We start from the raw sequence: 24,888 nt of genomic DNA, 5'->3' as shown, positions 1-24,888 counted from the left end.
TTTAACCCTGACTAAGCGTTATTGCTTAATGTTTAATCAGCGCGCGCCAGTAGCGCCTGATATCGCAACGCTACTACCCGCAAGCGTTGGTGGTTAGCCGGCCCCATCCGGATAATCTGCTTCTGCAGGGCGCTACGGCTTTCTACTGCCGGATCGGCATAGGTATAAGCTACTGATGGCCGCAGCAAGGTAGTGTCAACCATTATCGGTTCTATCGCTAAAAATTGCTGTAATGCTTGCTGTAAGCGTTGCTGAAAACTCAGATCCGGGTAACCCAGTTCGGCAAAAGCCTGCTCAAACAGCGGTTGATAACGCTGCAACACTTTTAGCATTTTTTCCGGCTCTGCCGTTTCTAACAATCGCAGATAAGGCTCATAACGCTGATAGCCGGCAGGGTCAAGCTGGTAGCGCTCACCATCAGGCTCAGCTAGCGCCTGAAACGGCCGATCCAATGGTGCCACCACCGGATGATTGGTCACCAGTTGCTGCTGCGCCAGGTTATCAATTGTCACTACCAGATTGCGTACCATCTGCTCAGTATTAATTAAACCGGCCAAACCGGGTGGCCAGTCTAGCTGCAGTAATTCCCGTTTTAACAGCGGATCAGATTGCTCCAGCTCAGGCAGAGGCTCGGGTTCTGGCTCAGCTGCCGGCTCGGGCACGATAAGCTCTGGTTCAGCAGACACAACAGGCTCTTGCTCACTATCCGGCTCAGGCACTGCGATGGGCTCTGGCGCTACCACCAGCCTCGGTACAGGTTCTGCGACCGGCACTGGCGCGCTGCTTTCAGGCACGCCTGCGGGCTTTAGCAATAACCACAATGCCAGTAAAATAACCAGTATCACTGCCGCTATACCTGCATAATAAAGTTGTTGCCCGCTACCAGAAGGTTGCGCCGTCATGAGTGTCTCCTTGTTAGTCGCCCTGATATACTGCAATATACCAACAGAGAGCATGAATTAGCAGAAAAGTTCATTATAACTATGGTTAGACAAGCAACAGCGAACAGAAAAAAAACCGCACTATTACTAACTGGTGGTGGCGCCCGCGCCGCTTATCAGGTTGGTGTGTTAAAAGCAATTGCTCAGCGCTACCCCAGAGCCAGCCCGATACCTTTTGATATTATCAATGGCACCTCTGCTGGCGCTATTAATGGCGCCGGCATTGCCTGCTATGCTTCCTGCTTTCATTTAGGTGTGAAAAAAATTGAATCGGTATGGCGTCATTTTCATACCAATCAGGTGTATTACTCGGACTACCCCAGGGTATTCTGGCATTTAATGCGAAATATCTTTGGCGCCTTTCAGGCAGACTACGCCAATAAAAAGCCGGTCAGTGTCTTTGATAATAAACCGCTGAAACAACTGCTTGGCCGAATTCTTGATTTACAACGGATTGACCGTAATATCATGGGCGGTTATCTGTCCAGCTTCTCAGTAACCACGTCCTGTTATAATAACGGTGATTCCATCACCTTTTTCCAGTCAGACCATGCACAAGAGTGGCGCCGGGCAAAACGTTGTGGCCAGCGCACCTTGCTGGGCGTGCATCATCTGATGGCTTCTGCCGCCATTCCGATTATTTTTCCGTCGGTCAGGATCCACCAGCAATATTTTGGTGATGGTTCCGTTAATCAGCTGGCGCCATTAAGTGCCCCTATTCATTTGGGCGCCGATAAGATCCTGATCATCGGCGTGGAAGACCCGCGAAAGGAAGAAAGCAGCCCTCGCAATCTGCATCACCCAGATTTAGCCACAGTCGCCGGCCATTTGCTGGACACCGTTTTCACTGATACCTTAAACTCTGATCTGGAACGGATGCAGCGCATCAACAAAACAGTTGAAACCCTGCGTGCTAACAAGATTGACACGGAACTTAAACCGGTGCAAAGCCTGCTGATTAACCCCAGTCAGAACTTTAACCAGCTGGCCAGCGAGTATTACCTGTGCTTACCACTTGCCGTGCGCACCTTATTACGCGGGCTGGGCATCCGGCAACATTCTGATTCCAGTCTGGCCAGTTACTTATTATTCGAACAAAAATATACCCGTCGCTTAATTGAATTAGGGTTTGACGATGGTTGTAAACAAATAGACCACATTATGCAGTTTCTTGCCGACGACGACGGCTAAGCTGTCGTCAATTGCTTGACTCCGACTAGAATGCCCAACTTAAGCATTTGAAATATAGTGCATTTAACATTTGGCCTGAATTTTGCTTTAGCCAACCAGTATCTTTTTTAGAAGGACTGGTGATGGACAATATGATGAACCGGGAGCTGGCGCTGGATGTAGCACCCAGCTATGCTGCACTGAATCGTTGCCAGCAGGCAGACAGCCTGCCAGACTGCACCGAGCAAACGCTGACCAGCCAGCTACAAACCAGCCTGGATATTCAGCAACAACTGGATATTTTTTCAATGTATGTTGGTCGTTTGCTCAGTATTAGCGGTATCCGGCTAAATACCGCCTTTGGTGAACATAGCGCAGCCGGTTCAAGCAATGGTGCCTATACCTACAAAAGTCTGCTGGTGTTAAATCAGCAGTGTCTGGCGGAGGTACACTATCAGAGCGATCAAGCCTTTAGCCCAATGCAACAGCGTGATTTATTGTTACTGGAAAGCGAGTGGCTGTTTGCGCTGCGTAATGCCCTGGTGGTAGCACGTTTACAACAAATGGCCTTAAAAGACCCCCTTACCGCACTTGGTAACCGGCGATTTTTTGACGATAGCTTTGCTAAAGCCATTCAGTTAGCTCGCCGTCGTCAGCAGCCCTGTGCATTATTATTGCTGGATTTAGATAATTTTAAGCAGCTGAACGACAACTTTGGCCATGCCATGGGGGATGAGCTGCTAATAGTGGTGGCAGATTGTATGCGCGATGCGCTGCGCCAGACCGACAGCCTGTTTCGTTTTGGTGGTGATGAGTTTGCCGTGATCCTGAATGATGATGATGCCGACAGTGCTGATTTAGTGGCCAGGCGCTTGCTTAAAGCCATTAATCAACACCATAAATGCGTGCAGTATCAAATCAGCGCCAGCGCTGGGCTGGCCTTTTTGCAACCGCTACAACTGGCCGCGCAATTTTTTGCTGCCGCTGACAAGGCTTTGTATGAAGCCAAAGCTGCCGGTAAGGCCAATTTGCGCCAGGTCGGACGCGATACACCAGGCATGGCAGCAGGTACGGTTAACTTTGCGACCAGCCTAGCCAGCAGTCCGCCTGTGTCGTGCTAAACGCAGTGGCGTAGCCTGCTACTACCACCAGCCTGTCGTCAGCTAGCAGCAGTGGCACCTGGCCACGTTGCCAGGGCGGCAGCTGCCATAGTTTAAACCACTGTTTCAGTGGCTTATGCTGCGCCTGCCCAGCCGGTTTAAAGGGCAGGCTAAGCTGGCCAAACACCACCACAACCTCAGAGCGAACCATAGCCAAGCGGCCGGGGCCGGCCGTGTTGTAAACCGCCAGCGCCCCCAGGCCTGCAGGCAAAGCCATACACCCTTGCATATCCCATAACAAGCGGCAACAAGTTGCCGGAAACTCGCGCAGTTGTTCCAGATACAGCCATTGCTGATACCGCCTTAACTGGTACTGTCCTAACACCAGCAACGGCTGTGCGTCGGGGCTGGCGGCAATCACCTGTTGCTTTGCCGTTTGCAGCCATTGGCTGGAGGGGTTTAACTGAAATTGCGCCAGCCAGCGGCGGATCACTAAATCCTGTTGCAGTGGCAGGTATTGCTGCAGTGCGGCCAGATGCAAGCGCCTGCCCTCAACACAACGTATCATTGCCTGCTCAGTATAGTGATCCAGTAGCTGTTGCTGCTGGGCCAGATGCTGCATGCTACGGCGTGTTGTCTCAGTAAAAGCTGGCCAGCGCCCGGTTAATAATGGCGCTATGACGTTGCGAATATAATTGCGGTCAAAGTGGTTATTCTGGTTGCTGCTATCATCCACCCAGCTCAGCTGATACTGGCGGGCAAACGCCAGAATATGCTGGCGGCTGCAATCTAGTAACGGGCGCAGTAAGTAGCCATTGGCAAAAGGCCGTTGCCGGGCCATACCGCTTAAACCTGACGCTCCCGCGCCCCGCTTTAACGCCAGGAATAAGGTTTCCAGCTGATCATCGGCGTGGTGCCCGGTGAGCAGTGCGGTAGTGGCAGTGTCAATAAAAGGCGCCAGTGCCTGGTATCTGCCTTCGCGGGCGGCCGCTTCCAGATTGCCGGAGCCTGCAATATTAATTTGCAGACTGAAAAACTCAATGTTACGCAGGGCACAAGCACTGGCACAGTGCCCAGCCCAGCGGTCAGCGTCAGGGTTCAGGCCATGGTTGACATAAACGGCCTGCAGCGCAAACCCGGCAACTTGCCTGGCCTGATGCAGCAGCTCCAGCAACACCATCGAATCCAGGCCACCACTTAACGCCAGTACCACCTTAGTGACACCGCAAGCATTAAGTTGTGCGGTCAGCTCTGTTGCGCTTATCACGGCCATTTTTATTCGCTCAACCTGGCGTTTATCAGATAAAAAAACCAGCGACAGGCGCTGGCTTCTCAGTGCTTATAAAAAACTTAGCAATAACCAAAGGACATTAGTCTTTTGTAACGGTTATCAAGCAGGGTTTTGGTGTCCAGCTGCTGCAGGTTTTCCAAATCTTTTAACAAGGCTTTTTTCAGGGTTTGCGCCATTTGTTCCGGGGCGCGATGCGCGCCACCCAGCGGCTCTGGAATAACTGAATCAATTAAATCCAACTCTTTTAAGCGCTCGGCAGTAATGCCCATCGCATCAGCAGCCAACGGTGCTTTTTCAGCACTTTTCCACAAAATAGACGCGCAGCCTTCTGGTGAAATCACTGAGTAAGTACTGAATTGCAGCATATTCACCCGGTCGCCCACGCCGATGGCCAAGGCACCACCTGAACCGCCCTCACCGATAACAGTACAAATCACCGGCACTTTTAAACCCGCCATCACTTTCAGGTTGCGGGCAATCGCCTCTGACTGGCCGCGCTCTTCTGCACCGATACCCGGATAAGCACCAGGGGTATCAATAAAGGTGATGATAGGCATTTTGAAACGTTCAGCCATTTCCATCAGGCGCAGTGCTTTACGATAACCTTCCGGCCTTGGCATGCCAAAATTACGCCGGATTTTCTCACGGGTATCGCGGCCTTTCTGATGGCCAATCACCATCACAGCCTGCTCGCCCAGGCGGGCAGTACCGGCCACAATGGCGTTATCATTGGCGTAGGTGCGATCGCCAGCCAGTTCATCAAAATCTGTAAAAATAAGTTTTAAATAATCCAGGGTATAAGGCCGGCGCGGATGACGAGCCATTTGCGCTACCTGCCAGGCCCCCAGTTCAGAAAATATCTTCTTGGTTAACCCCAGACTTTTTTCTTTTAGTTTGTTGATTTCTTCTTCTAAGCCAAGATCGTAGTCGCCATTACGACTGACGTTACGCAATTCGTCTATTTTTGCTTCAAGTTCAGCAATCGGTTGCTCAAACTCTAAATAATTCAGCATCATCGACTATCACTACCTAATTAATTAAATTCCAGTTCTATTGTTGCTAATTGTTTTAACTGATGCAACAAAGCGTCAGCGGGCGTTACCCACCAGGCTGTCCCTAACTGCAGTGTTACCTGCCCTTCCTGTCGTTGGTACCGAATGGTTACAGGTACCGTACCCGCTTTAAATTCGTCCAGTACCTGCTGCAATCTTTGCAGGTAATTGTGGTCTATCTGCTGTGATTGTACAGAAATATTCAAAGATTTCAGCGATTTTTCCCGCACCGCTGTTATTTCACTGACATCGCGGCCGGACATTGTAAGGCCACCATTAAAATCATCAAAGCTGACCTGTCCGGTTATTACCAGAATACGGTCTTTTTGCAGCAAGTCCTCAAAGGTTTCCAGCTGTTCCGGGAAAAAGCGCACGTCCAGCCTGGCCGATTTATCATCCAGAGTAACAATAGCCCAGCGCCGGCCTTTTTTGTTAATCATTACCCGCACCGACACCACCAAACCCGCCACCTGGACACTTTGATCCTTTTTGGTCGGTTGCAGCTCGACTAAGCGGCACGAGACATAATGACGAATTTCATCAGCGTAACGGTTAATCGGGTGACCGGTTAAATACAGCCCCAGGGTTTCCCGCTCACCATCCAGCCAGACTTCATCCGGCCACTCTGGCACTTGTTTAAAAGCTGATGCCGCTAGCTCTGGCTCAGGGCTTAATAAGCCAAATAAGTCATCCTGCCCCACCGCCTGCGCCTTAGCATGCTGCTCAGCTTTTTTCATCGCCTCTTCCAGGCTGGCCATCAAGGCCGCCCGGTGTGGTCCTAACTGGTCCATGGCGCCAGATAAAATCAGTTTTTCCATGACCCTGCGGTTTAAGCGTTTTAAATCCACCTTGGCACAAAAATCGAACAAGTCATTAAAGCAGCCATGTTGAAGGCGCGCTTCAATTATCGCCTCTATCGGGCTTTCTCCCACCCCTTTAATGGCTCCAATACCATAGACAATATGGCCTTGCTCGTTCACGGTAAACTTGTACTGGCCGGTGTTAACATCCGGCGGGATAAGCGTCAGCTTCATCCGCTCGCATTCATCGACCAGAGTAACAATCTTATCGGTGTTATCCATATCAGCCGACATTACCGCCGCCATAAACTCAGCCGGAAAATGCGCTTTCATCCACAGGGTTTGATACGACACCAGCGCATAAGCGGCAGAGTGCGATTTATTAAAACCGTAACCGGCAAATTTCTCTACCAGGTCAAATATTTTAATCGCCAATTCAGGGTCAATACCATTTTTTGCAGCACCTTCCTGAAAAGTATCGCGCTGCTTGGCCATTTCTTCCGGCTTCTTCTTACCCATGGCCCGGCGTAACAAATCAGCACCGCCCAGCGAGTAGCCTGATAACACCTGCGCAATTTGCATTACCTGTTCCTGGTACAGGATAATGCCGTAGGTCGGCTCTAAAATTGGCTTAAGAGAGTCATGTTGCCAGGTGGCATCCGGGTAGGAAATTTCCTCACGGCCACGTTTACGGTCAATAAAGTTATCTACCATGCCCGATTGCAGCGGCCCCGGCCGGAACAAGGCAACCAGTGCAATCATGTCTTCGAAACAGTCGGGCTGCAGCCGGCGGATTAAATCTTTCATGCCGCGCGATTCAAGCTGGAACACTGCAGTAGTGTCGGCCCGTTGCAGCAAATCAAAGCTGCGTTTATCAACCAGCGGAATACTGTTGATATCAACCGGTTTGCGCCCCTCTTTTTGCAACCGGCTATTGGCCATATTCACCGCCCATTGCAAAATGGTCAGAGTGCGTAAGCCCAGAAAGTCAAATTTGACTAAACCGGCATACTCAACGTCGTTTTTATCAAACTGAGTAACCGGGTTATTGCCCTCGTCATCGCAATACAACGGTGAGAAGTCGGTGATTTTGGTCGGTGCGATAACCACACCACCGGCATGCTTCCCGGCGTTACGAGTCACGCCTTCAAGCTGGCGCGCCATATCAATTAAGTCTTTTACTTCCTGATCCTGCGCATACAACTCTGGCAAGCGTGGCTCTTCTTTAAAAGCTTGCTCCAGCGTCATGCCCGGCGTGGGCGGGATCAGTTTGGAAATCCGATCAACAAAGCCATAGGGATGGCCAAGCACCCGGCCCACATCGCGGATAACCGCTTTGGCGGCCATAGTACCAAAGGTAATAATTTGCGACACGGCTTCGCGGCCGTACATCTCGGCGACATGGTCAATCACTTCATCGCGTCGGTCCATACAAAAGTCGACATCGAAATCGGGCATTGATACCCGCTCAGGGTTTAAAAACCGCTCAAACAGCAGGTCAAATTCCAGTGGATCCAGATCGGTAATCTTTAGCGCATAGGCCACCAGCGAGCCGGCACCTGAACCGCGCCCGGGCCCCACCGGAATGTCGTTATCTTTGCTCCACTGAATAAACTCCATCACCACCAGAAAGTAGCCTGGAAACCCCATCTGATTGATCACGTCCAGCTCTATCTGCAACCGCTCATCGTAGGGCGGCCGCTTTAAGGCTCGCTCAGCATCATCGGGAAATAGCTGCAGTAAGCGCTGCTCCAGGCCTTCCTGAGACTTCAATACCAGGAAATCACCGTCAGTCATGCCGCCAGTGGGAAATGCCGGTAGAAAATACTCACCCAGCCGGATGGTTACATTACAGCGCAGGGCAATTTCGACACTGTTTTCCAATGCCTCCGGAATATCAGCAAATAATTCGACCATCTCCTGCTCGGTGCGCAGGTACTGCTGCTCTGAATAATTTTTCGGCCGCCGCTTGTCATCCAGGGTAAAGCCATCATGAATGGCTACCCGAATTTCGTGCGCCGGATAATCAGTGGCGTGCAAAAACACCACTTCATTGGTGGCGACAACCGGTAGTTGATGTTGCTCGGCTAATTGCACCGCTTTTTGAATATAGCGCTCTTCGTCCGGCCGGTTAGTGCGAATCAACTCCAGGTAAAAACGCTCGGGGAAATACTGCTGATAAAAACTGACTAACTCGGCCACCGACTGCGGATTCTCTTTCACCAGTGCTTTGCCAAGCGGGCCGTCTTTGCCACCCGACAGCACAATCAGGCCGCTGTTATGCTCTGCCAGCCAATGATGATCCAACTGCGGTTTACCCGCGACATGGCCGCGTAAATAGGCTTTGGATATCAGCATGGTCAGGTTCTGATAGCCGACATTGTCCATCGCCAGTAACAGCAAGCGGGCACTTTCGTTACCCAGTAGCGGATGTTGCACCCAGCAATCGACGCCAATAAGCGGTTTAATTCCAACGTCATGCGCCGCACTATAGAAACGTACTAAACCGCAGAAATTCATCTGATCGGTTAGCGCCAGCGCCGGCATTTTCGCTGCAGCGGCGGCTTTGACAATGGGCTTAACCTTGGCCACGCCATCGATCATCGAAAAATCGCTATGCACCCGCAAATGAACAAAAGCTGGATTATTCATCAGCGCATTTGCTCAGCAATTAACCGCACCGGTTTAAAGCTGCGACGGTGCTCGGCCAGAATACCATGCTCGCTTATCGCCGCCAGATGCTGAGCGGTGGGGTAACCTTTGTGGGCGGCAAAACCAAACTGCGGATAGCGCTGCGCTAGTTCCATCATTTCTGCATCCCGGGCCACTTTTGCCAGAATAGAAGCGGCACTTATTTCTGCTACCAGGCTATCGCCTTTTATTACGGCAGTAGCCGGCATTGGCAACGGTGGACAGCGATTGCCATCCACCATTACCCACTCTGGCTGAATTATTAAAGCAGCGACTGCGCGCTGCATCGCCAGCATGGTGGCGTGTAGAATGTTTAGCTCGTCTATCTCCGCGGGTTCAGCCCGGCCCAGCGCCCAGCACAGTGCCTGCGCTTTAATTTGCGCTGCTAACGCTTCACGACGCCTGGCACTGAGCTTTTTGGAATCAGTCAGCCCGGCTATGGGCCGCGCCGGGTCCAGGATCACCGCAGCTGTGACCACCGCGCCCACTAAGGGGCCACGGCCTACTTCGTCCACACCGCACAGCAATTGCACATCAGGTCTATGCCATAACATCAGAAGCCGCTACCTCCAAAATAGTCTCAGCAGCACGGGCGCTGGCGTTACATTTAATTTGCTGATGAATAGCCTGATACTCAGCCAGTAATTTACTGTTGTCGGCCTGCAGTAAGGGGGCCATAACCGCGACCAGTGCCTGCGGTGTCACCTGATGTTGCAGCAGCTCCGGCACCATGGCACGGCCTGCCAGTAAATTTGGCAGGCTGAAATGGGCCAGTTTCACCAGCCGCCGGCCTATCTGATAGGTTAACCAGTTGGCCCGGTACCCTACTACCATTAAACATTTGGCTAACATGGCTTCCAGGGTTGCCGTACCAGAGGTAATAAAAGTAGCATCGGCGGCCAGCAGCACCTGCCGCGCCTGGCCGGTAAAAACAGTTATGTCTAAATCCGGAGCAAGCAGCTGCCTGATTGCAGCAAACTGTGCCGCTTTTTGCTCGGTGACCATATTGGCAATAAGTTGCAAATGCGGCTGTTGTTGTTGCAATAACCTGGCAGCAGCAAGAAAGTCAGGCGCCAGCAAGCTAATTTCATTAGTGCGACTGCCCGGCATGATGGCCAGTACCGGCTGCTTTGGATTAAGCTTCAGCACAGTTTTATGCTCCGCTTTATCAACCACCAACGGCATGCTATCTGCCATAGTATGACCAACAAAAGTACAAGGCACCTGATACTTATCGTAAAACGCTTTTTCAAAAGGCAACAACGACAGCACCATGTTAGTGGCTTTGGCAATTTTGAAAATACGCTTATGGCGCCAGGCCCAGACTGAGGGGCTGACATAGTGCACGGTTTTAATCCCTGCCTGCTTCAACGCCAGCTCAACCGGCAAGTTAAAGTCAGGCGCATCAATACCGACAAACACATCCGGTTTATCTTGAAGCAAGGCTGCAACAATCTCGCGTTTAACCTTTAGTAAACGCGGCAACCGGCCAAGCACTTCGACAATACCCATTACCGCCAGCTCTTCCATCTCAAACAAGGCGCTAAAACCTAACGCCTGCATCCGCGGCCCACCAATGCCGTAGAACCTGGCGTTAGGGTGGCGCTGGCGTAATGCCTCGATTAAATCGGCACCAAGGATATCACCGGAATGTTCTCCGGCTATAATGGCAATGTTGAGTTGAGGCTGAGCTGGGTTCATTAATCGCATGGTCGGTTGTTATAATTTTCTGATTCTATCACAGGGCATAAGACATAATTCAAGCCTTTAACCGGTTCAAATGCCTGTTGTTGATATTTAGTACGGGGATCGCAACGCGGCTCAATAAAAAAGGAGCCCGCAGGCTCCCATTTGTGATGGTGCTTTAATGTCGCTGTTAGCAAAAAATCACTATTACCGGACAATACCCCGGCTGGCGCCGGCAATAAAATCGGTAAAAGCTTTTAACTCCGGGTATTGTGCTGCTTTTTGTTCAAGCGCAGCTAACGCCTCAGCCACAGTATGGCCTTTACGGTATACCTCTTTATAAGCGCGGCGAATTTCCAGCAGTGCGTCACTGCTAAAACCGCGACGTTTTAAGCCTTCAACATTAATACCAGCAGGCACACAAGGCGCACCATGCACCATCACGTAAGGTGGCACATCTTTAAGCACAATAGAACCACCACCACAAAAGCTGTGTGCCCCAATATGCACAAATTGGTGTACGCCGGTCATGCCCCCCAGAATAGCCCAGTCACCAACATGAACATGGCCTGCTGCCTGGGCACCGCTGGCAAAAATGGTATGACTGCCAATCACACAATCGTGCGCAATATGGGTGGTATTCATAAACAGGTTATGGCTACCAATAATGGTTTTCCCCTGATCCTGGATGGTGCCGCGATGCACCGAACACCCTTCCCGGAACACGTTGTTGTCACCAATAATCAGTTGTGTTGCTTCGCCCTGATACTTTTTGTCCTGACAGGCTTCGCCGATACTGCAGAACTGAAAGAAATGGTTACCTTTACCTATCGTCGCCGGACCTTTAATCACGACATTAGGCTCAACCACACAGTCATCGCCAAGTACGACATTATGGCCAATATAACTAAAAGGGCCAATGCTGACATTCTGGCCAAGCTGAGCGCTGCTCTCTATTACTGCAGATGGATGGATCACGTTATAACTCTCTTCTGGCACACATTAATTCAGCCGAGCACACAATAATGCCATCCACTTTGGCCTCACCGTAAAATTTCCACATATTACGGCGCTCTTTTAAAAACTTTACTTCCAGGATCATGGTATCACCTGGTACTACCGGCTTTTTAAAGCGGGCATCATCAATGGCAGCGAATAAGTACAGCTCATTTTCAGAGCGTTCTGTTACCGTTTTAAACCCCAGAATACCGGTCGCCTGAGCCAATGCTTCCAGAATAAGCACGCCGGGGAAAATTGGCATACCTGGAAAATGGCCGGTAAAAATAGGCTCGTTTATGGTAACGTTCTTTAACGCCGTTAACGACACCCCGGGGGTGTAATCCAGCACTTTATCTATTAACAAAAATGGATAGCGATGCGGTAATAACGCCATAATTTCCTGCACTTGCAGGCTATTAAGTTGATTAGTCAAAATTAATCCTCTGTAGACGGCGCTTGTCCATCATTGCTTAACTGCAGTAATTGTTGCTCCAGCTGCTTAACCCGCGCAAAAAGCTGCTCTACTTGCCGCAAGCGGGCAGTGTTGCGTCGCCACTCAGCGTTGGTTGCAGCAGGAATACCTGACGAGTATACGCCTTTTTCGGTTAGCGAGCGGGTTACCATCGACATGCCGGTAATTTGTACGCCGTCGGCTATTTCAATATGGCCATTGACACCCACACCACCACCAATAACACAGTAGCGCCCAACCCGGGTGCTTCCGGCTACGCTGGCCGAGCCCGCCATCGCTGTATGGTCGCCAATTTGCACATTGTGGGCAATCTGACACAAATTATCGATAATAACGTTGTTACCAATCACCGTATCGTCAATGGCGCCGCGATCTATGGTGGTATTGGCACCAATTTCACAATTATCACCAATTAACACAGTACCGGTTTGTGGTATTTTCAGCCAGGTTCCAGCTTTATTTGCAAAGCCAAACCCGTCTGAACCAATAACTGCACCGCTGTGAATCAAACAATCTTTGCCTATGACCACCTTGTGGTACAAGGTGACGTTTGCCCAAAGCCGGCTACCGTCGCCAATTCTCGCACCCTGCCCAACCACTGTGCCTGCGCCAAGCTGAACATTATCACCCAGCACTGCGTTGGCAGCGATCACCACATTTGGACCTACAGCACAGCCTTTACCCAGCACTGCACTCGGGTCAATTATAGCAGAGGGCGCAATAGCCGTGGCGACAGCGGGCGTGCTGTCGAGAAACTGGGCAACTAATGCAAAAGCTACATAAGGATCAGCGACTACCAGCGATGTCACACCTGGCGCAACAAAGGGTACATCATCAGCCTTAACTAACACCGCACTGGCCTGAGTTTGGCTGAGAAACTTACGGTATTTACTATTAGCCAGAAAGCTGATCGCCCCCGGAGTAGCATGCTCCAGCGTTGCAACGACAGAAACGCCGCAAGCGGCGTCTCCTATCAGCGTTGCGTTTACTAACGCAGCAAGTTCAGAGAGTAAAGTCACTCGTTTACTTCGCTTTACTAACCTGTGCCGCTACTTTATCTGAAATATCGTATTCCGGCTTAGCATATACTGCCGCACCGGCATTAAGCACGACATCAAATTTTTCGCGTTCAGCAACAACATCAATTGCAGTTTTGATCATTGCTAAAATTTTATTACGCTCTTCATTCTGACGGGCACGGATTTGCTCATCCAATGGCCGGGCGGTAGCGTCGTATTGCTGACGTTGTTGCTGGACTTTTTCAGCAAGCTCTTGTTGTTGCTTCTCGCTCATGGTCGGGCCATCGCGACGTAATTTTTCGATATTAAAATTAATATCTTGCTCTAACTTAGTCACAGCATCGATTTTAGCCGCGAATTCAGTACGGATATTCTCCTGAATGGTAGCCGACTGGGGAATTTGTGCTGCAACAGCCTGCACATCCACAAAAGCAATTTTCATTTCTTTTGCCACTGCTGTGCCTGCCATAACGAAGGCTGCAACTAAAACTAATACGGTCTTACCCATTGAATTTTTAAACATCATTTTCCCTATACCTTTATTAAAATGTTGTACCAATATTAAAACTGAAGTTTTCCTGCAAATCACCTTCCTGCTTTTTAATAATCTTAGCAAGACTGAATGTCAACGGGCCCATTGGTGAAATCCACTGTAAAGATACACCAGCTGATGCCCGAATCAAACCAGGGTCGGCATAATCAATCAAAAATGGCTGACGCTGCCTTTGGCCACCACTATTTGACCGATCCTGGACCAGGTTAGCGTAGCGATTAATATCAAACTCAGTATCCCAAACGTTACCCGCGTCAATAAACAAACTGGTGCGCACTGAATTGCGATTTTCGTCACTAATAAACGGTGTCGGGGTAATCAGCTCTAATGTCATGATAGCCAAGGCATTACCACCGATTGAACGCGCCGATACCTGATAACTGTCACCGCTTGGGTCTTGCGGGAAACTAATGCCACCGGTTATCGGATCTGGAATGCCCGGCACCACATCTGCGTAACGGAAGATAGCATGCGGACCAACGATCCGATTTTCAAAACCGCGTAAATTAGCGCCCCCGGCGTAGAAGTTCTCAGTAAAGGGTAAGGTATAATCGTAGCCATTTTTATTACCATAACCATTACCATACCCCAGCTCCAGCTTACTGCGGAACGACCACTGATGGTCATTGCTCAGCGGGATATAATTCTGCGCTTCAAACTGCACTTTATAATACTGTAAGTCAGAATTAGGTGTAGTGGCTCTTAGCACCAGATTAACCATGCGGCCTGCCGTGGGGAATAAACCACGGTTTAAGGTGCTGTGCGTCCAGCCGGTACTCAGTTCATAGTTGGTAAAATTATAACCACCATCAGGGTTCTGTGCATCCAGTAATACCGCTCTGAAATGGCGCAGCTGATCATATTCCTGAATAGAGTTGATTTTATTAACAACGTAATTAGCACCAAAATTTAAGCGGTTAAATTCATTTATCGGATAACCGACATTGGCACCAAAACCATACCGCCGCTGATTGTAAGCTTCCAGGTTAGACGAGGCACGGCTGTAATCGATATCAGAGTAGAACAGCTGGCCGCCTAAACTCACACCATCCAGCGTAAAATACGGGTCGGTGTAGCTCAGATTAATACTTTTCTGGAACTGGTTAGTACTCAAACTGATACCAGCGCTGTTGCCCGTTCCAAAGAAATTAGCTTGCTGCACGCCCACTTCGAACGACAACCCCTGATAGCTACCATAAGAAATGCCGGCATTAAAACTACCTGATGGTTGCTCTTTCATACTGAACAGCACATCCACCTGATCATCACTGCCCGTTACCGGAATGGTTTCGTATTTAATACTTTCAATATAAGGTAAGCGTTGCACCCGATTTTTCGATAGTTCCAGATAATCATTGGATAACCAGGCCCCCTCCATTTGCCGCAGCTCACGGCGGATTACCTCATCCTTGGTATTGCTGTTACCTTTGACATCAATCCGCCGCACATAAACCCGTTTGCCCGGATCAACGCTGATGGTTAAATCGACTTCTTTCGTCTCTTCATCAATTTTCGGAATAGTCCGGATCTTGGAGTTCGCATAGCCAAAACGGGCTAACAAGCGGGCAATGCTCTCTTCGGTATAAGTGACCAAAGCGCCGTTATACAACTGCCCTTGTTGCAGCGGTAAAATCGCCTGAATAATCGCATCCTGGCCAACTAAATCGCCAACAAAACTGACGTCACGAATATTGTATTGCTCGCCTTCCGTCACATTAAGCGTAACATAAACCGCCGTTTTATCCGGGCTCACGGATACTTGCGATGAGTCGATATTAAAACGCAGGTAACCACGGTCAAGGTAATAGCTGTTGATGGTTTCGAAATCGCCCTGCAATGTTTGTTTCTGATAGCGATCTGACGATAAAAAACGCCACCAGGGTAAATCCTGTTTCGATTCAATCTGGTTTAGCAGCTCATCATTAGAAAATATGCTATTGCCAACAATATTAATCTGCCGAACCGATGCCGCATCGCCTTCATCAAACTCCAGCTTTAAATTAACCCGGTTACGCGGTAAATAGGTAACCTTGGCCTCAACTTTAGCCTGGTACTTACCGACACCATGATAAAACTCGGTTAAGCCATTTTCGATGCTTTTCAGAATGGTTTTATCTAAAGGTTCACCCACCTGCACCCGATTGCCTGCCAGGCTCTCGTTCAGCTGCTCTTCTTTAATGTCTTTGTTACCATCAAATTCAATTTTGCTAATGGTTGGCCGTTCTTTTAAACGATAAATAACGGTATTACCGTCACGAAACACTCTGATATCGTCAAAATGGCCAGCACCATATAAAGTTTTGATACTACGAGACAAGCTGTATTCAGTAACAGTGTCACCAATAGTGAACGGCAGGTTATTCAGGGCGGCACCGAGCGCAACGCGCTGCAAGCCTTCAACCTGAATGTCCTGAACGGTAAATGATTCTTCAGCGAGCACCGAGTTACTACCAGTGGCAAGTAACATCGCAGCTACTAATCGTTTAATTGTCATTATTTGAACTACTTATGATTAGTTTATTACAAACGAGAAATATCGTTGAGCAGCGCAATTCCCATTAACATCAGCAGGACTAAAGCTCCAAAGCGAAAACCTATTTCCTGCGCCTTTTCAGAGACAGGTTTACCGCGTATTAGTTCCACCACAAGATACATTAAATGCCCACCATCCAGAATAGGCAGTGGCAATAAATTAATTACCGCAAGATTGACGCTAATCAGCGCCAGAAACGCCAAAAAGGCAATCAATCCCATACTGGCGGTATCACCCGCGCCCTGGGCAATCGATATGGGCCCACTTAAATGCTTCACCGACACATCACCCGTAAGCAGTTTTGCAACCATGGCAAAACTTAAACGGGTGAGCTGCCAGGTTTGGCTTACCCCTTCTCCTATCGCGCCAATGACGCCATAGCGCTGGGTATACAGAATCCCCTCTGGCCACGGTGTCACCACGGGGTGAATGCCGAGCATGCCCTGGCTAAAGCCATCGTCTCTGGTAACTAACTCAGGCCTTGCAACCAGGCGCATGCTCTGGCCTGCCCGGCTGATTTCCAGTTGCAGGTTTTGCTCCGCATTTTGCTGGATTAACCGCTCCAGGGTTGGCCAGTCGTTAACTGGCTCACCATCAATCTGCCTGATTACATCGCCAACCTGCAAGCCGGCTCTGGCCGCTGCCGACTCTGGCACCACCAGAGCCAACTCAGTGGTTGCTCTGGGTTGTTGTAGCTCAATGCCTAAACTGGCAAATACCGTTTGCCGCTCAGGGTCAAATTGCCAGTCTGCCACATTCAGTTGCACTTCGCGTTGCTGGCCTGAATCTGTCGCCAGCAAGCCCAGTGTCAGCTGTGAACGGCCAAGTTGTTCAACCAGCAGTAAATTGGTACTGCGCAGGTCTCTGGCGGTACGACCATTCACCGTAACAATTTGCTCATTGGCACGCACGCCGGCGTCTGCCACTATTGATTGCGGCTGTACTGACGCAATCACCGGTTTGGCTTCCGGCACCCCAATTAAATACATCAGCCATAGAATAAAAATAGCGAAGATAAAATTGGCAGCAGGACCCGCTGCAATAATCGCCATGCGCTGCCAGACGGTTTTATGGTTAAACGCCAGATCAGCAAACTGCGGCAGCACCGGATCGATGCGCTCATCCAGCATCCGTACATAGCCACCCAGTGGAATAGCAGCGATAACAAATTCAGTACCCTGGCGATCTCGCCAGCTAAACAGTGCCTTGCCAAAGCCGATGGAAAACCGCTTTACCAGCACACCGTTTTTGCGGGCAACCCAGAAATGACCAAACTCATGCACGGTAACCAATAACCCCAGGGCAATCACAAAGGTAAAGGCATTCCACAGAAAAACCGACATCAATTTAAGGTCCTTACCAGCTGCTGCGCGAAGGCGCGGGCTTCCAAATCGAGCGCTACTATATCATCCAGCGAGCAGGCAGCATAGTTAACGAAATGTTCCAGACATTTTTCATTTAAGCGGGCGATATCAGTAAAGCGGATTTGCTTACTGATAAATGCCGCTACCGCGACTTCATTGGCGGCATTTAACGCTGTGGTCGCGCCTTGTCCCGCCGCACAGGCGGCAATCGCCAGATACAGGTTTGGATAGCGTGCTGGCTCGGGCTGGCTAAAACTAAAATCGGCTAACTGGCTGAAATTAAGCGGTGGTACCGGGCTGGCAATCCGCTGCGGAAAAGCCAATGCATGGGCAATGGGTGTGCGCATATCGGGTTGCCCTAACTGAGCCAGCACCGAACCATCAGTATATTGCACCATAGAGTGAATAATACTTTGCGGATGAATCAGCACTTCAATGTCAGCCGGAGCACAATTAAATAACCAGCGCGCTTCAATAAACTCCAGGCCTTTATTCATCATGGTAGCGCTGTCTACCGAAATTTTCTGCCCCATGCTCCAGTTTGGATGGGCGACGGCTTCCGCTACAGTGACCGCATGCAGACTGCTAATATCGCGCGTTAAAAAGGGCCCGCCACTACCGGTTAACAACAGCTTCGCAATACCCATTTCGGCCAGTGCCGGGCGCTGTTTTGCCTGTTGAAATGCCACGGGTAAACATTGAAAAATAGCGTTGTGTTCGCTGTCTATCGGCAATAAGGTGGCGCCATGGCGCTGCACCTTATTCATAAACAGCTCGCCCGACATCACCAAGGCTTCTTTATTGGCCAGCAGTACCGTTTTACCCTGCTCCACCGCAGCCAGAGTCGGTAATAAGCCAGCGGCACCAACAATGGCTGCCATCACAATGTCCGCATCAGGATGGGAGGCTAACTCACTTAATGCAACAGGCCCTGCCAGCACTTGCGTTGCACTGCCCTGGCTTTGCAACGCCGTCTTTAACTCGGCAGCTGCCCTGGGACACAACATCGCAGCATAGCGCGGTTGAAACTCAAGACATTGCGCCAGCAATTTGCAGGTCTGCGTTGCCGCCGTTAACGCCAGTACTTTAAACTTTTCCGGATGCATCGCCAGCACCGACAAGGTGCTGCAACCGATAGAGCCCGTTGCGCCCAGAATGACCACTTGTCGCATCAACTAAAACCACCAAACAATGCCAGCAATAAGGCATACAGCGGCGCCGTCGCCGTCAGACTGTCTATCCGATCCAGAATACCACCGTGACCAGGTAAAAAAGCACCGCTATCTTTCTTACCCGCGGCACGCTTAAACATACTCTCGGTTAAATCACCAAACACCGATAACGCGGTTAATATTACAGCGGCCAGATACCAATAGGCGATTTGTGCTGGCCAATCTTTCCAGAAACCAACCGCACTTACCAAAAGTAAGACTAATGCCATACCACCAAGCATCCCTTCCAGCGTTTTACCCGGGCTGACTTTCGGTAACAATTTGTGTTTACCAAAAGGTTTACCCACAATATAACCACCAATATCGGCCGCCCATACCAGGCCAAGCAAACCAAATATTAACCAGGCACCGGTAAATTCAGCCACTGGATAATCCAGCCCCCTTACATAGACAATAGCGCTCCAGGCCGGGACCAGGGTTAACCAGCCCATTAACGCCTTTAGCCAGTCACGACCAGCCCAACAGGCCTGACTCCTTGGATAAGTTAACACCAGCACCACAGCCAGTAACCACCATATCACCCCGGTCAGCACCATGGTAAAGGTCAAGGTGTCAGCAAAAAGCGTTTGCAAAGCTATGGGTTGTAGCACATACAGTGCGGCCAGCAGCACTGCAGTTAACGCGGTATAAGCTACACGGGCACTGCGGTTCAGGCCGCAAAAGCCGCTCCATTCCCAGGCGCCCAGTAAAAAGGCCAGTGACACAAACAACGCAAAGCCAGCAAGCGGTAAATAAAACACCGCCAGCAAAGCCAGTGGAGCCAGCACTAAAGCTGTTAGTACTCGTTGTTTAAACAATAGTGTTATCCTTTATTGTGCAACAGCGCCTGAATTTGCTCGCCGGTACAACCAAAACGTCGTTCCCGGTTCACAAAAGCGGCTATGGCGTCAGCAAACACACTTTTATCAAAGTCAGGCCACAGGGTTTCAGTGAACCACAGTTCTGCATAAGCAGCCTGCCATAATAAAAAATTACTGATCCGCAAATCGCCACCGGTACGAATAAGTAAGTCCAGTTCCGGCTGGTCGTGCAATTGCATATGCTCTGCCAGTAGCTGCTCGGTGATAGCCTCAGGCGTCAGCTCATTGGCTTGCACTTTAACCGCCAACTGCCGTGCTGCATTTAGCATATCCCAACGGCCACCGTAATTTGCTGCAATATTTAATGTCATAGCGGTGTTGTCAGCTGTCAAGGTTTCAGCCGCCGTAATACTGGCCCTGAGCTTTTGATCGAAAGCTGACAAATCGCCAACTATTTGCAACTTAACGTTATGCTTGTGCAAGCTTTTAACTTCTTTTTTTAGCACCAGCATAAACAGCTGCATCAGGGTATCTACTTCAGTTTGCGGTCGCCGCCAGTTCTCGCTGCTAAACGCAAACAAGGTTAACGACGGAATACCCAGTTGCCGGCAAAAGCTGACAGCCCGGCGTACCGCTTCCGCGCCCTTTTTATGTCCCCATACTCTTGGCTTCCCTTGACGTTGTGCCCAGCGCCCATTGCCATCCATAATAATGGCGACATGGCGCGGTAACGTCTGCTGCCCGATCTGCGACTCTGCAGTCATAGAAAAAGACCTGTCCTTTGTATTACTGTAACACGTTATGATTGGGGGCTTTTGCCCTGGCATCATAATAAAAAGCGCCGCACAGCTTAGCCGATACGGCGCTATTTTCTGATAGAGGTAGACTAACTTATACCTCCATCAGTTCCTTTTCTTTATCGGCCAGCACTTCATCAATTTTTTTCACATAAATATCGGTGACTTTTTGCACTTCATCTGCCGCCCGACGTTCGTCATCTTCACTGATACTTTTATCTTTTAACAAGGCTTTAAGTTCTGCGTTGGCATCACGGCGAATATTACGCACGGCAACGCGGCCACCTTCAGCTTCAGCCCGGACCACTTTAACTAAATCGCGACGACGCTCTTCCGTTAATGACGGTAATGGCACCCGAATGCTGGTTCCGGCAGACATAGGGTTTAAGCCTAAGTCTGACGCCATTATGGCTTTTTCTACCGCTTGTACCAGGCTTTTGTCAAACACGCTGATACTCAAAGTGCGGGAATCTTCAATGGACACGTTGGCAACCTGACGCAGCGGCGTATCGGCGCCGTAATAAGAAACCTGAATGCCATCCAGTAAGCTTGGGTGAGCACGACCGGTGCGCACTTTATTCAGTTGCGATTTCAGCGCATCTACGCTTTTTTCCATTCTTACTTTACTGTCTTTAATAATGTCGTTTATCACGATCGTTATCCTTATATTTCATGTAGCCGCAGCCCGAATGGCCACTAGTTTACTGTAAATTCTCTGCGTGGTCGATAATGGTACCTTCCTGCTCGCCCATAATCACCCGCTTTAATGCGCCCGGCTTATTCATATTAAATACCCGGATTTGCAGATTGTGATCCCGCGCCAGGGTAAAGGCCGCTAAGTCCATCACTTTTAGTTCTTTATCCAGCACTTCGTTATAGGTTAACTGGGCATACAGTGTAGCGGCCGGGTCCTTTACCGGATCAGCCGAATATACACCTTCCACTTTAGTTGCTTTCAACACCGCATCGGCTTCAATTTCAATACCGCGCAAACAAGCAGCTGAGTCAGTGGTAAAAAACGGGTTGCCGGTACCGGCTGAGAAAATAACGACCCGGCCTGATTTCAGGTAACTGATCGCCTCAGCCCAGCTGTAGTTATCACAAACACCGTTCAGTGGAATAGCACTCATCATTCTGGCGTTAACATAAGCCCTGTGCAGCGCATCGCGCATTGCCAGACCATTCATCACCGTAGCCAGCATGCCCATATGGTCACCAACCACCCGGTTCATACCCGCTTTTGCCAGCCCCTCACCGCGGAAAATATTACCACCGCCGATGACAATGCCAACCTGCACCCCTAATTCAACCAGTTCTTTAATTTCCTGCGCCATCCGATCCAGTACTTTCGGGTCGATGCCAAAGCCCTCATCACCCATCAGGGCTTCACCGCTTAATTTTAACAGGATGCGTCGGTAGGTTGGTTTTGGATTGATACTCATGGGTGCCCCTAGTGCTGAAAACGTGCTGAATAAACGACATAAAAAAACCGCGACCTCAGGTCGCGGTTATTCTAGCGGGTTTTGGCAATTTGCTAAAGCGCAAATTACTTTTTCGCCGCGGCGATCTGTGCGGCTACTTCAGCTGCAAAATCTTCTTCTTTCTTTTCAATGCCTTCACCCACTTCTAAGCGGATAAAAGAGATTGCTTTAGCACTGTTTTGCTTTAAGAATTCGCCAGTACTGATTGACGGGTCTTTTACAAAAGGCTGGCCAGTTAAGCTCACTTCGCCAGTGAATTTGCTCATGCGACCGGCAACCATTTTCTCAGCGATTTCTTTTGGCTTGCCGCTGTTAATGGCGATGTCGATCTGGATTTGGCGCTCACGCTCAACCACTTCAGCAGATACGTCTTCCGGGTTAACATAGCTTGGGTTGTTTGCCGCAACGTGCATAGCCACATCTTTTGCTACATCTTCGTTACCGCCTTCCAGCACCGCTAACACACCGATACGGCCAGAGTGAACGTATTGGCCAATCACTGCACCTTCAACCACTGCAGCGCGACGCACATTGATGTTTTCACCAATTTTTGCCACCAGCGTAGCGCGGGTATCTTCAACTGAAGTACCGTTTAAATCAGCGGCTAAAATCGCTTCAGCTGTGAATAACTTATTGGCATGGGCTAAATCAGCAACGCTGTTAGCAAATGCCAGGAAGTTAGTGTCACGGGCCACGAAGTCAGTTTCACAGTTAAATTCAATTGCTAAACCGTAACCATCCGCTACGCGGGTTAAAATAACACCTTCAGCAGCAATACGACCGGCTTTTTTGGCCGCTTTGGCTAAGCCACTTTTACGCATCGCATCAATCGCAGCTTCGATATCGCCGGCTGTTTCTTCCAATGCTTTCTTACAATCCATCATGCCAGCGCCAGTGCGCTCGCGAAGTTCTTTTACTAAAGCCGCAGTTACAGCCATGGGAGCTTCCTCATCTTAATTCCGGTTGGACAAACAGGGGCAAATGTTGCCCCTGTTGCAAAGGTCTTCTGTCTAAAGCCGGACAGGCTTAATTACAGAAAAATTATTCTGCTTCAACGAAGCTTTCAGCTTCCGCCTGAACTTCGATGTTTTTGTCACGACCTTCCTGGATAGCCTGACCTACCGCTGCCAGATATAACTGGATGGCGCGGATAGCGTCGTCGTTACCTGGGATCACGTAGTCAACACCTTTAGGATCAGAGTTAGTATCTACTACAGATACTACCGGGATACCCAGATTGTTGGCTTCTTTGATCGCGATGTGCTCATGGTCAGCGTCGATCACGAACAGTACGTCTGGTAAGCCGCCCATGTCCTTGATACCGCCTAAGCTTTTTTCCAGCTTATCCATTTCACGGGTACGGTCTAAAGCTTCTTTTTTGGTCAGCTTGTCGAAAGTACCGTCCTGGCTTTGCGATTCCAGGTCTTTTAAACGTTTGATTGACTGACGAACCGTTTTCCAGTTGGTCAGCATGCCACCTAACCAGCGGTGGTTAACATAGAATTGGTCAACTTTCGCTGCCGCTTCTTTGATGGCTTCAGACGCGGCACGCTTGGTACCAACGAATAAAATTTTACCTTTCTTGGCAGATACCTGCTGAATAAACGCTAATGCGTCATTCATCATGGGTACGGTTTGCTCAAGGTTAATGATATGAACTTTATTACGGGCACCAAAAATGAACGGCTTCATTTTTGGGTTCCAGTAACGGGTTTGGTGACCGAAGTGCACGCCCGCCTGGAGCATGTCGCGCATAGAAACTTTTGCCATGATTATATTTCCTGTTTAGGGGTTAGGCCTCCATGCATCCCATATCCCGACCGTTGCTTTCGCGCGGGCACCCCGGTATATGTGTCGATGCATGTGTGTTATTTAAAAATTTAAGTTTGGTTTTCGCAAACCATTGCAGCAACTTTTTATAACTAAGAACCAGAAGTTATCAAAAATAAGCTTCGGTGCCCGGAAAAGAAAAGTACAATGCAATTTGCTAATTTGCGGCGCGCTTTATACCATAGTAAGCTGCCGAACACAATGAAATGTGTATTTTTGCAGCAGTGATCATAGCAGTAACTGCAGTAACCGAGAGAGTGTTGATGACAGCAATTATTAAAACCGCCGCCGAGATTGAAAAAATGCGGGTGGCAGGCCGCCTGGCCGCTGACGTGCTGGAAATGATAGCGCCTTATGTTAAAGCAGGTGTCACCACCGATGAGCTGAATACCTTGTGCCACGACTATATCGTTAGCGAGCAACAGGCTATTCCGGCGCCACTGAATTACCATGGTTTTCCAAAGTCTATTTGCACCTCGGTCAATCAGGTGATCTGCCACGGCATTCCAAACGATAAAGCGTTAAAAGACGGCGATATTATCAATATCGATATTACCGTGATTAAAGATGGCTACCACGGCGACACCTCAAAGATGTTTGTAGTGGGCAAACCCAGCATTATGGCCGAACGCTTAATCCGGATAACCCAGGAGTGTTTATATCTGGCATTAAAACGGGTCAAAAATGGCGTACGGCTGGGTGATATTGGCTATGTGATTCAACAGCATGCTGAAAAACACAGCTACTCAGTGGTACGCGAATATTGTGGTCATGGTATTGGCGCGGTGTTCCACGAAGACCCACAAGTACTGCATTACGGCAAGCCCGGCACCGGCGATGTGCTGAAAACGGGGATGTGCTTAACGATTGAGCCAATGATTAACGCCGGTGGCCGCCACAGTAAAATGTTGAAAGATGGCTGGACAGTAGTCACCAAAGATCGCAGTTTGTCGGCCCAGTTCGAGCACACCTTGCTGGTAACTGATGACGGTTGCGAAATACTGACACTGCGCGGTGATGAAACACTGGAACGACACCTGGTAGCAGAATAACCGCTTACTAACCGCTCAGCAGGGA

The 24,888-nt window shown here is 49.6% G+C and carries 22 protein-coding genes; 3 read left to right on the top strand and 19 right to left on the bottom strand.

The genetic code is table 11. The features are described from left to right. Positions 1 to 32: 32 nt before the first annotated feature. Positions 33 to 902 carry a DUF3014 domain-containing protein gene (locus WG68_RS01765; RefSeq protein WP_046555908.1) on the bottom strand — a complete coding sequence of 290 codons (870 nt, stop codon included), beginning with the start codon at positions 900 to 902 and terminating at the stop codon, positions 33 to 35. A gap of 81 nt (positions 903 to 983) precedes the next feature. Between WG68_RS01765 and WG68_RS01760 the strand changes: the two genes are divergently transcribed. Beyond that, positions 984 to 2,132 (top strand): patatin-like phospholipase family protein, encoded by a 1,149-nt coding sequence (locus tag WG68_RS01760; protein WP_046555907.1) that lies wholly within the window; start codon positions 984 to 986, stop codon positions 2,130 to 2,132. 122 nt (positions 2,133 to 2,254) lie between these two features. Further along, a complete protein-coding gene (locus WG68_RS01755) occupies positions 2,255 to 3,232 on the top strand; it encodes a GGDEF domain-containing protein (protein WP_052748909.1) in 978 nt (325 codons plus the stop codon). Here WG68_RS01755 and tilS read toward each other — a convergent pair. The 18 genes from tilS to rpsB form a co-directional block, all read right to left on the bottom strand. Continuing rightward, the gene (tilS, locus tag WG68_RS01750) at positions 3,186 to 4,484 is read right to left on the bottom strand and encodes a tRNA lysidine(34) synthetase TilS (protein WP_046555906.1); all 1,299 of its coding nucleotides are present in this window, start codon (positions 4,482 to 4,484) and stop codon (positions 3,186 to 3,188) included. The genes WG68_RS01755 and tilS overlap by 47 nt on opposite strands. 77 nt (positions 4,485 to 4,561) lie before the next feature. Beyond that, positions 4,562 to 5,518 (bottom strand): acetyl-CoA carboxylase carboxyl transferase subunit alpha, encoded by a 957-nt coding sequence (gene accA, locus WG68_RS01745; RefSeq protein WP_046555905.1) that lies wholly within the window; start codon positions 5,516 to 5,518, stop codon positions 4,562 to 4,564. Positions 5,519 to 5,535: 17 nt separating this feature from the next. Continuing rightward, positions 5,536 to 9,006 (bottom strand): DNA polymerase III subunit alpha, encoded by a 3,471-nt coding sequence (gene dnaE / locus WG68_RS01740; RefSeq protein ID WP_046555904.1) that lies wholly within the window; start codon positions 9,004 to 9,006, stop codon positions 5,536 to 5,538. Next, positions 9,006 to 9,599, bottom strand: coding sequence for a ribonuclease HII (gene rnhB, locus WG68_RS01735; protein ID WP_046555903.1), 594 nt, complete (start codon positions 9,597 to 9,599; stop codon positions 9,006 to 9,008). The genes dnaE and rnhB overlap by 1 nt, the downstream gene beginning before the upstream one ends. Continuing rightward, positions 9,586 to 10,746, bottom strand: coding sequence for a lipid-A-disaccharide synthase (lpxB, locus tag WG68_RS01730; protein ID WP_046555902.1), 1,161 nt, complete (start codon positions 10,744 to 10,746; stop codon positions 9,586 to 9,588). Before lpxB ends, rnhB begins: the two co-directional genes overlap by 14 nt. A gap of 192 nt (positions 10,747 to 10,938) precedes the next feature. Then, positions 10,939 to 11,709 (bottom strand): acyl-ACP--UDP-N-acetylglucosamine O-acyltransferase, encoded by a 771-nt coding sequence (gene lpxA / locus WG68_RS01725; RefSeq protein WP_046555985.1) that lies wholly within the window; start codon positions 11,707 to 11,709, stop codon positions 10,939 to 10,941. A gap of 1 nt (position 11,710) precedes the next feature. Then, on the bottom strand, positions 11,711 to 12,163 hold the full coding sequence (gene fabZ, locus WG68_RS01720) for a 3-hydroxyacyl-ACP dehydratase FabZ (protein WP_046555901.1): 453 nt from the start codon (positions 12,161 to 12,163) through the stop codon (positions 11,711 to 11,713). Positions 12,164 to 12,165: 2 nt separating this feature from the next. Beyond that, positions 12,166 to 13,221 carry a UDP-3-O-(3-hydroxymyristoyl)glucosamine N-acyltransferase gene (gene lpxD / locus WG68_RS01715; protein ID WP_046555900.1) on the bottom strand — a complete coding sequence of 352 codons (1,056 nt, stop codon included), beginning with the start codon at positions 13,219 to 13,221 and terminating at the stop codon, positions 12,166 to 12,168. Between the two features lie 4 nt (positions 13,222 to 13,225). Further along, entirely contained in the window at positions 13,226 to 13,747 is a 522-nt protein-coding gene (locus tag WG68_RS01710; protein WP_083981757.1) for an OmpH family outer membrane protein, read from the bottom strand. Between the two features lie 16 nt (positions 13,748 to 13,763). Beyond that, on the bottom strand, positions 13,764 to 16,268 hold the full coding sequence (gene bamA, locus WG68_RS01705; protein WP_046555899.1) for an outer membrane protein assembly factor BamA: 2,505 nt from the start codon (positions 16,266 to 16,268) through the stop codon (positions 13,764 to 13,766). 26 nt (positions 16,269 to 16,294) lie between these two features. After that, positions 16,295 to 17,650: a sigma E protease regulator RseP gene (gene rseP, locus WG68_RS01700; RefSeq protein ID WP_046555898.1), complete on the bottom strand. Its 1,356-nt coding sequence runs from the start codon at positions 17,648 to 17,650 to the stop codon at positions 16,295 to 16,297. Beyond that, positions 17,650 to 18,843 carry a 1-deoxy-D-xylulose-5-phosphate reductoisomerase gene (gene ispC / locus WG68_RS01695; RefSeq protein WP_046555897.1) on the bottom strand — a complete coding sequence of 398 codons (1,194 nt, stop codon included), beginning with the start codon at positions 18,841 to 18,843 and terminating at the stop codon, positions 17,650 to 17,652. Before ispC ends, rseP begins: the two co-directional genes overlap by 1 nt. After that, positions 18,843 to 19,700 (bottom strand): phosphatidate cytidylyltransferase, encoded by an 858-nt coding sequence (locus tag WG68_RS01690; RefSeq protein ID WP_046555896.1) that lies wholly within the window; start codon positions 19,698 to 19,700, stop codon positions 18,843 to 18,845. The genes ispC and WG68_RS01690 overlap by 1 nt, the downstream gene beginning before the upstream one ends. Positions 19,701 to 19,705: 5 nt before the next feature. Further along, a complete protein-coding gene (gene uppS / locus WG68_RS01685) occupies positions 19,706 to 20,467 on the bottom strand; it encodes a polyprenyl diphosphate synthase (protein ID WP_046555895.1) in 762 nt (253 codons plus the stop codon). Positions 20,468 to 20,594: 127 nt separating this feature from the next. Next, positions 20,595 to 21,152 (bottom strand): ribosome recycling factor, encoded by a 558-nt coding sequence (frr, locus tag WG68_RS01680; protein ID WP_046555894.1) that lies wholly within the window; start codon positions 21,150 to 21,152, stop codon positions 20,595 to 20,597. Positions 21,153 to 21,201: 49 nt separating this feature from the next. Beyond that, on the bottom strand, positions 21,202 to 21,942 hold the full coding sequence (pyrH, locus tag WG68_RS01675) for a UMP kinase (RefSeq protein WP_046555893.1): 741 nt from the start codon (positions 21,940 to 21,942) through the stop codon (positions 21,202 to 21,204). Between the two features lie 104 nt (positions 21,943 to 22,046). Then, positions 22,047 to 22,919, bottom strand: coding sequence for a translation elongation factor Ts (gene tsf / locus WG68_RS01670; RefSeq protein WP_046555892.1), 873 nt, complete (start codon positions 22,917 to 22,919; stop codon positions 22,047 to 22,049). A gap of 103 nt (positions 22,920 to 23,022) precedes the next feature. Next, entirely contained in the window at positions 23,023 to 23,751 is a 729-nt protein-coding gene (gene rpsB, locus WG68_RS01665) for a 30S ribosomal protein S2 (protein WP_019674885.1), read from the bottom strand. 323 nt (positions 23,752 to 24,074) lie between these two features. Between rpsB and map the strand changes: the two genes are divergently transcribed. Then, on the top strand, positions 24,075 to 24,863 hold the full coding sequence (gene map / locus WG68_RS01660; RefSeq protein WP_046555983.1) for a type I methionyl aminopeptidase: 789 nt from the start codon (positions 24,075 to 24,077) through the stop codon (positions 24,861 to 24,863). Positions 24,864 to 24,888 lie beyond the last annotated feature (25 nt).

Origin of the sequence: Arsukibacterium ikkense, from assembly GCF_000987775.1 — a bacterium.
GTDB lineage: Bacteria > Pseudomonadota > Gammaproteobacteria > Enterobacterales > Alteromonadaceae > Alishewanella > Alishewanella ikkense.
This window is presented reverse-complemented; position numbering and strand designations above follow the sequence as displayed.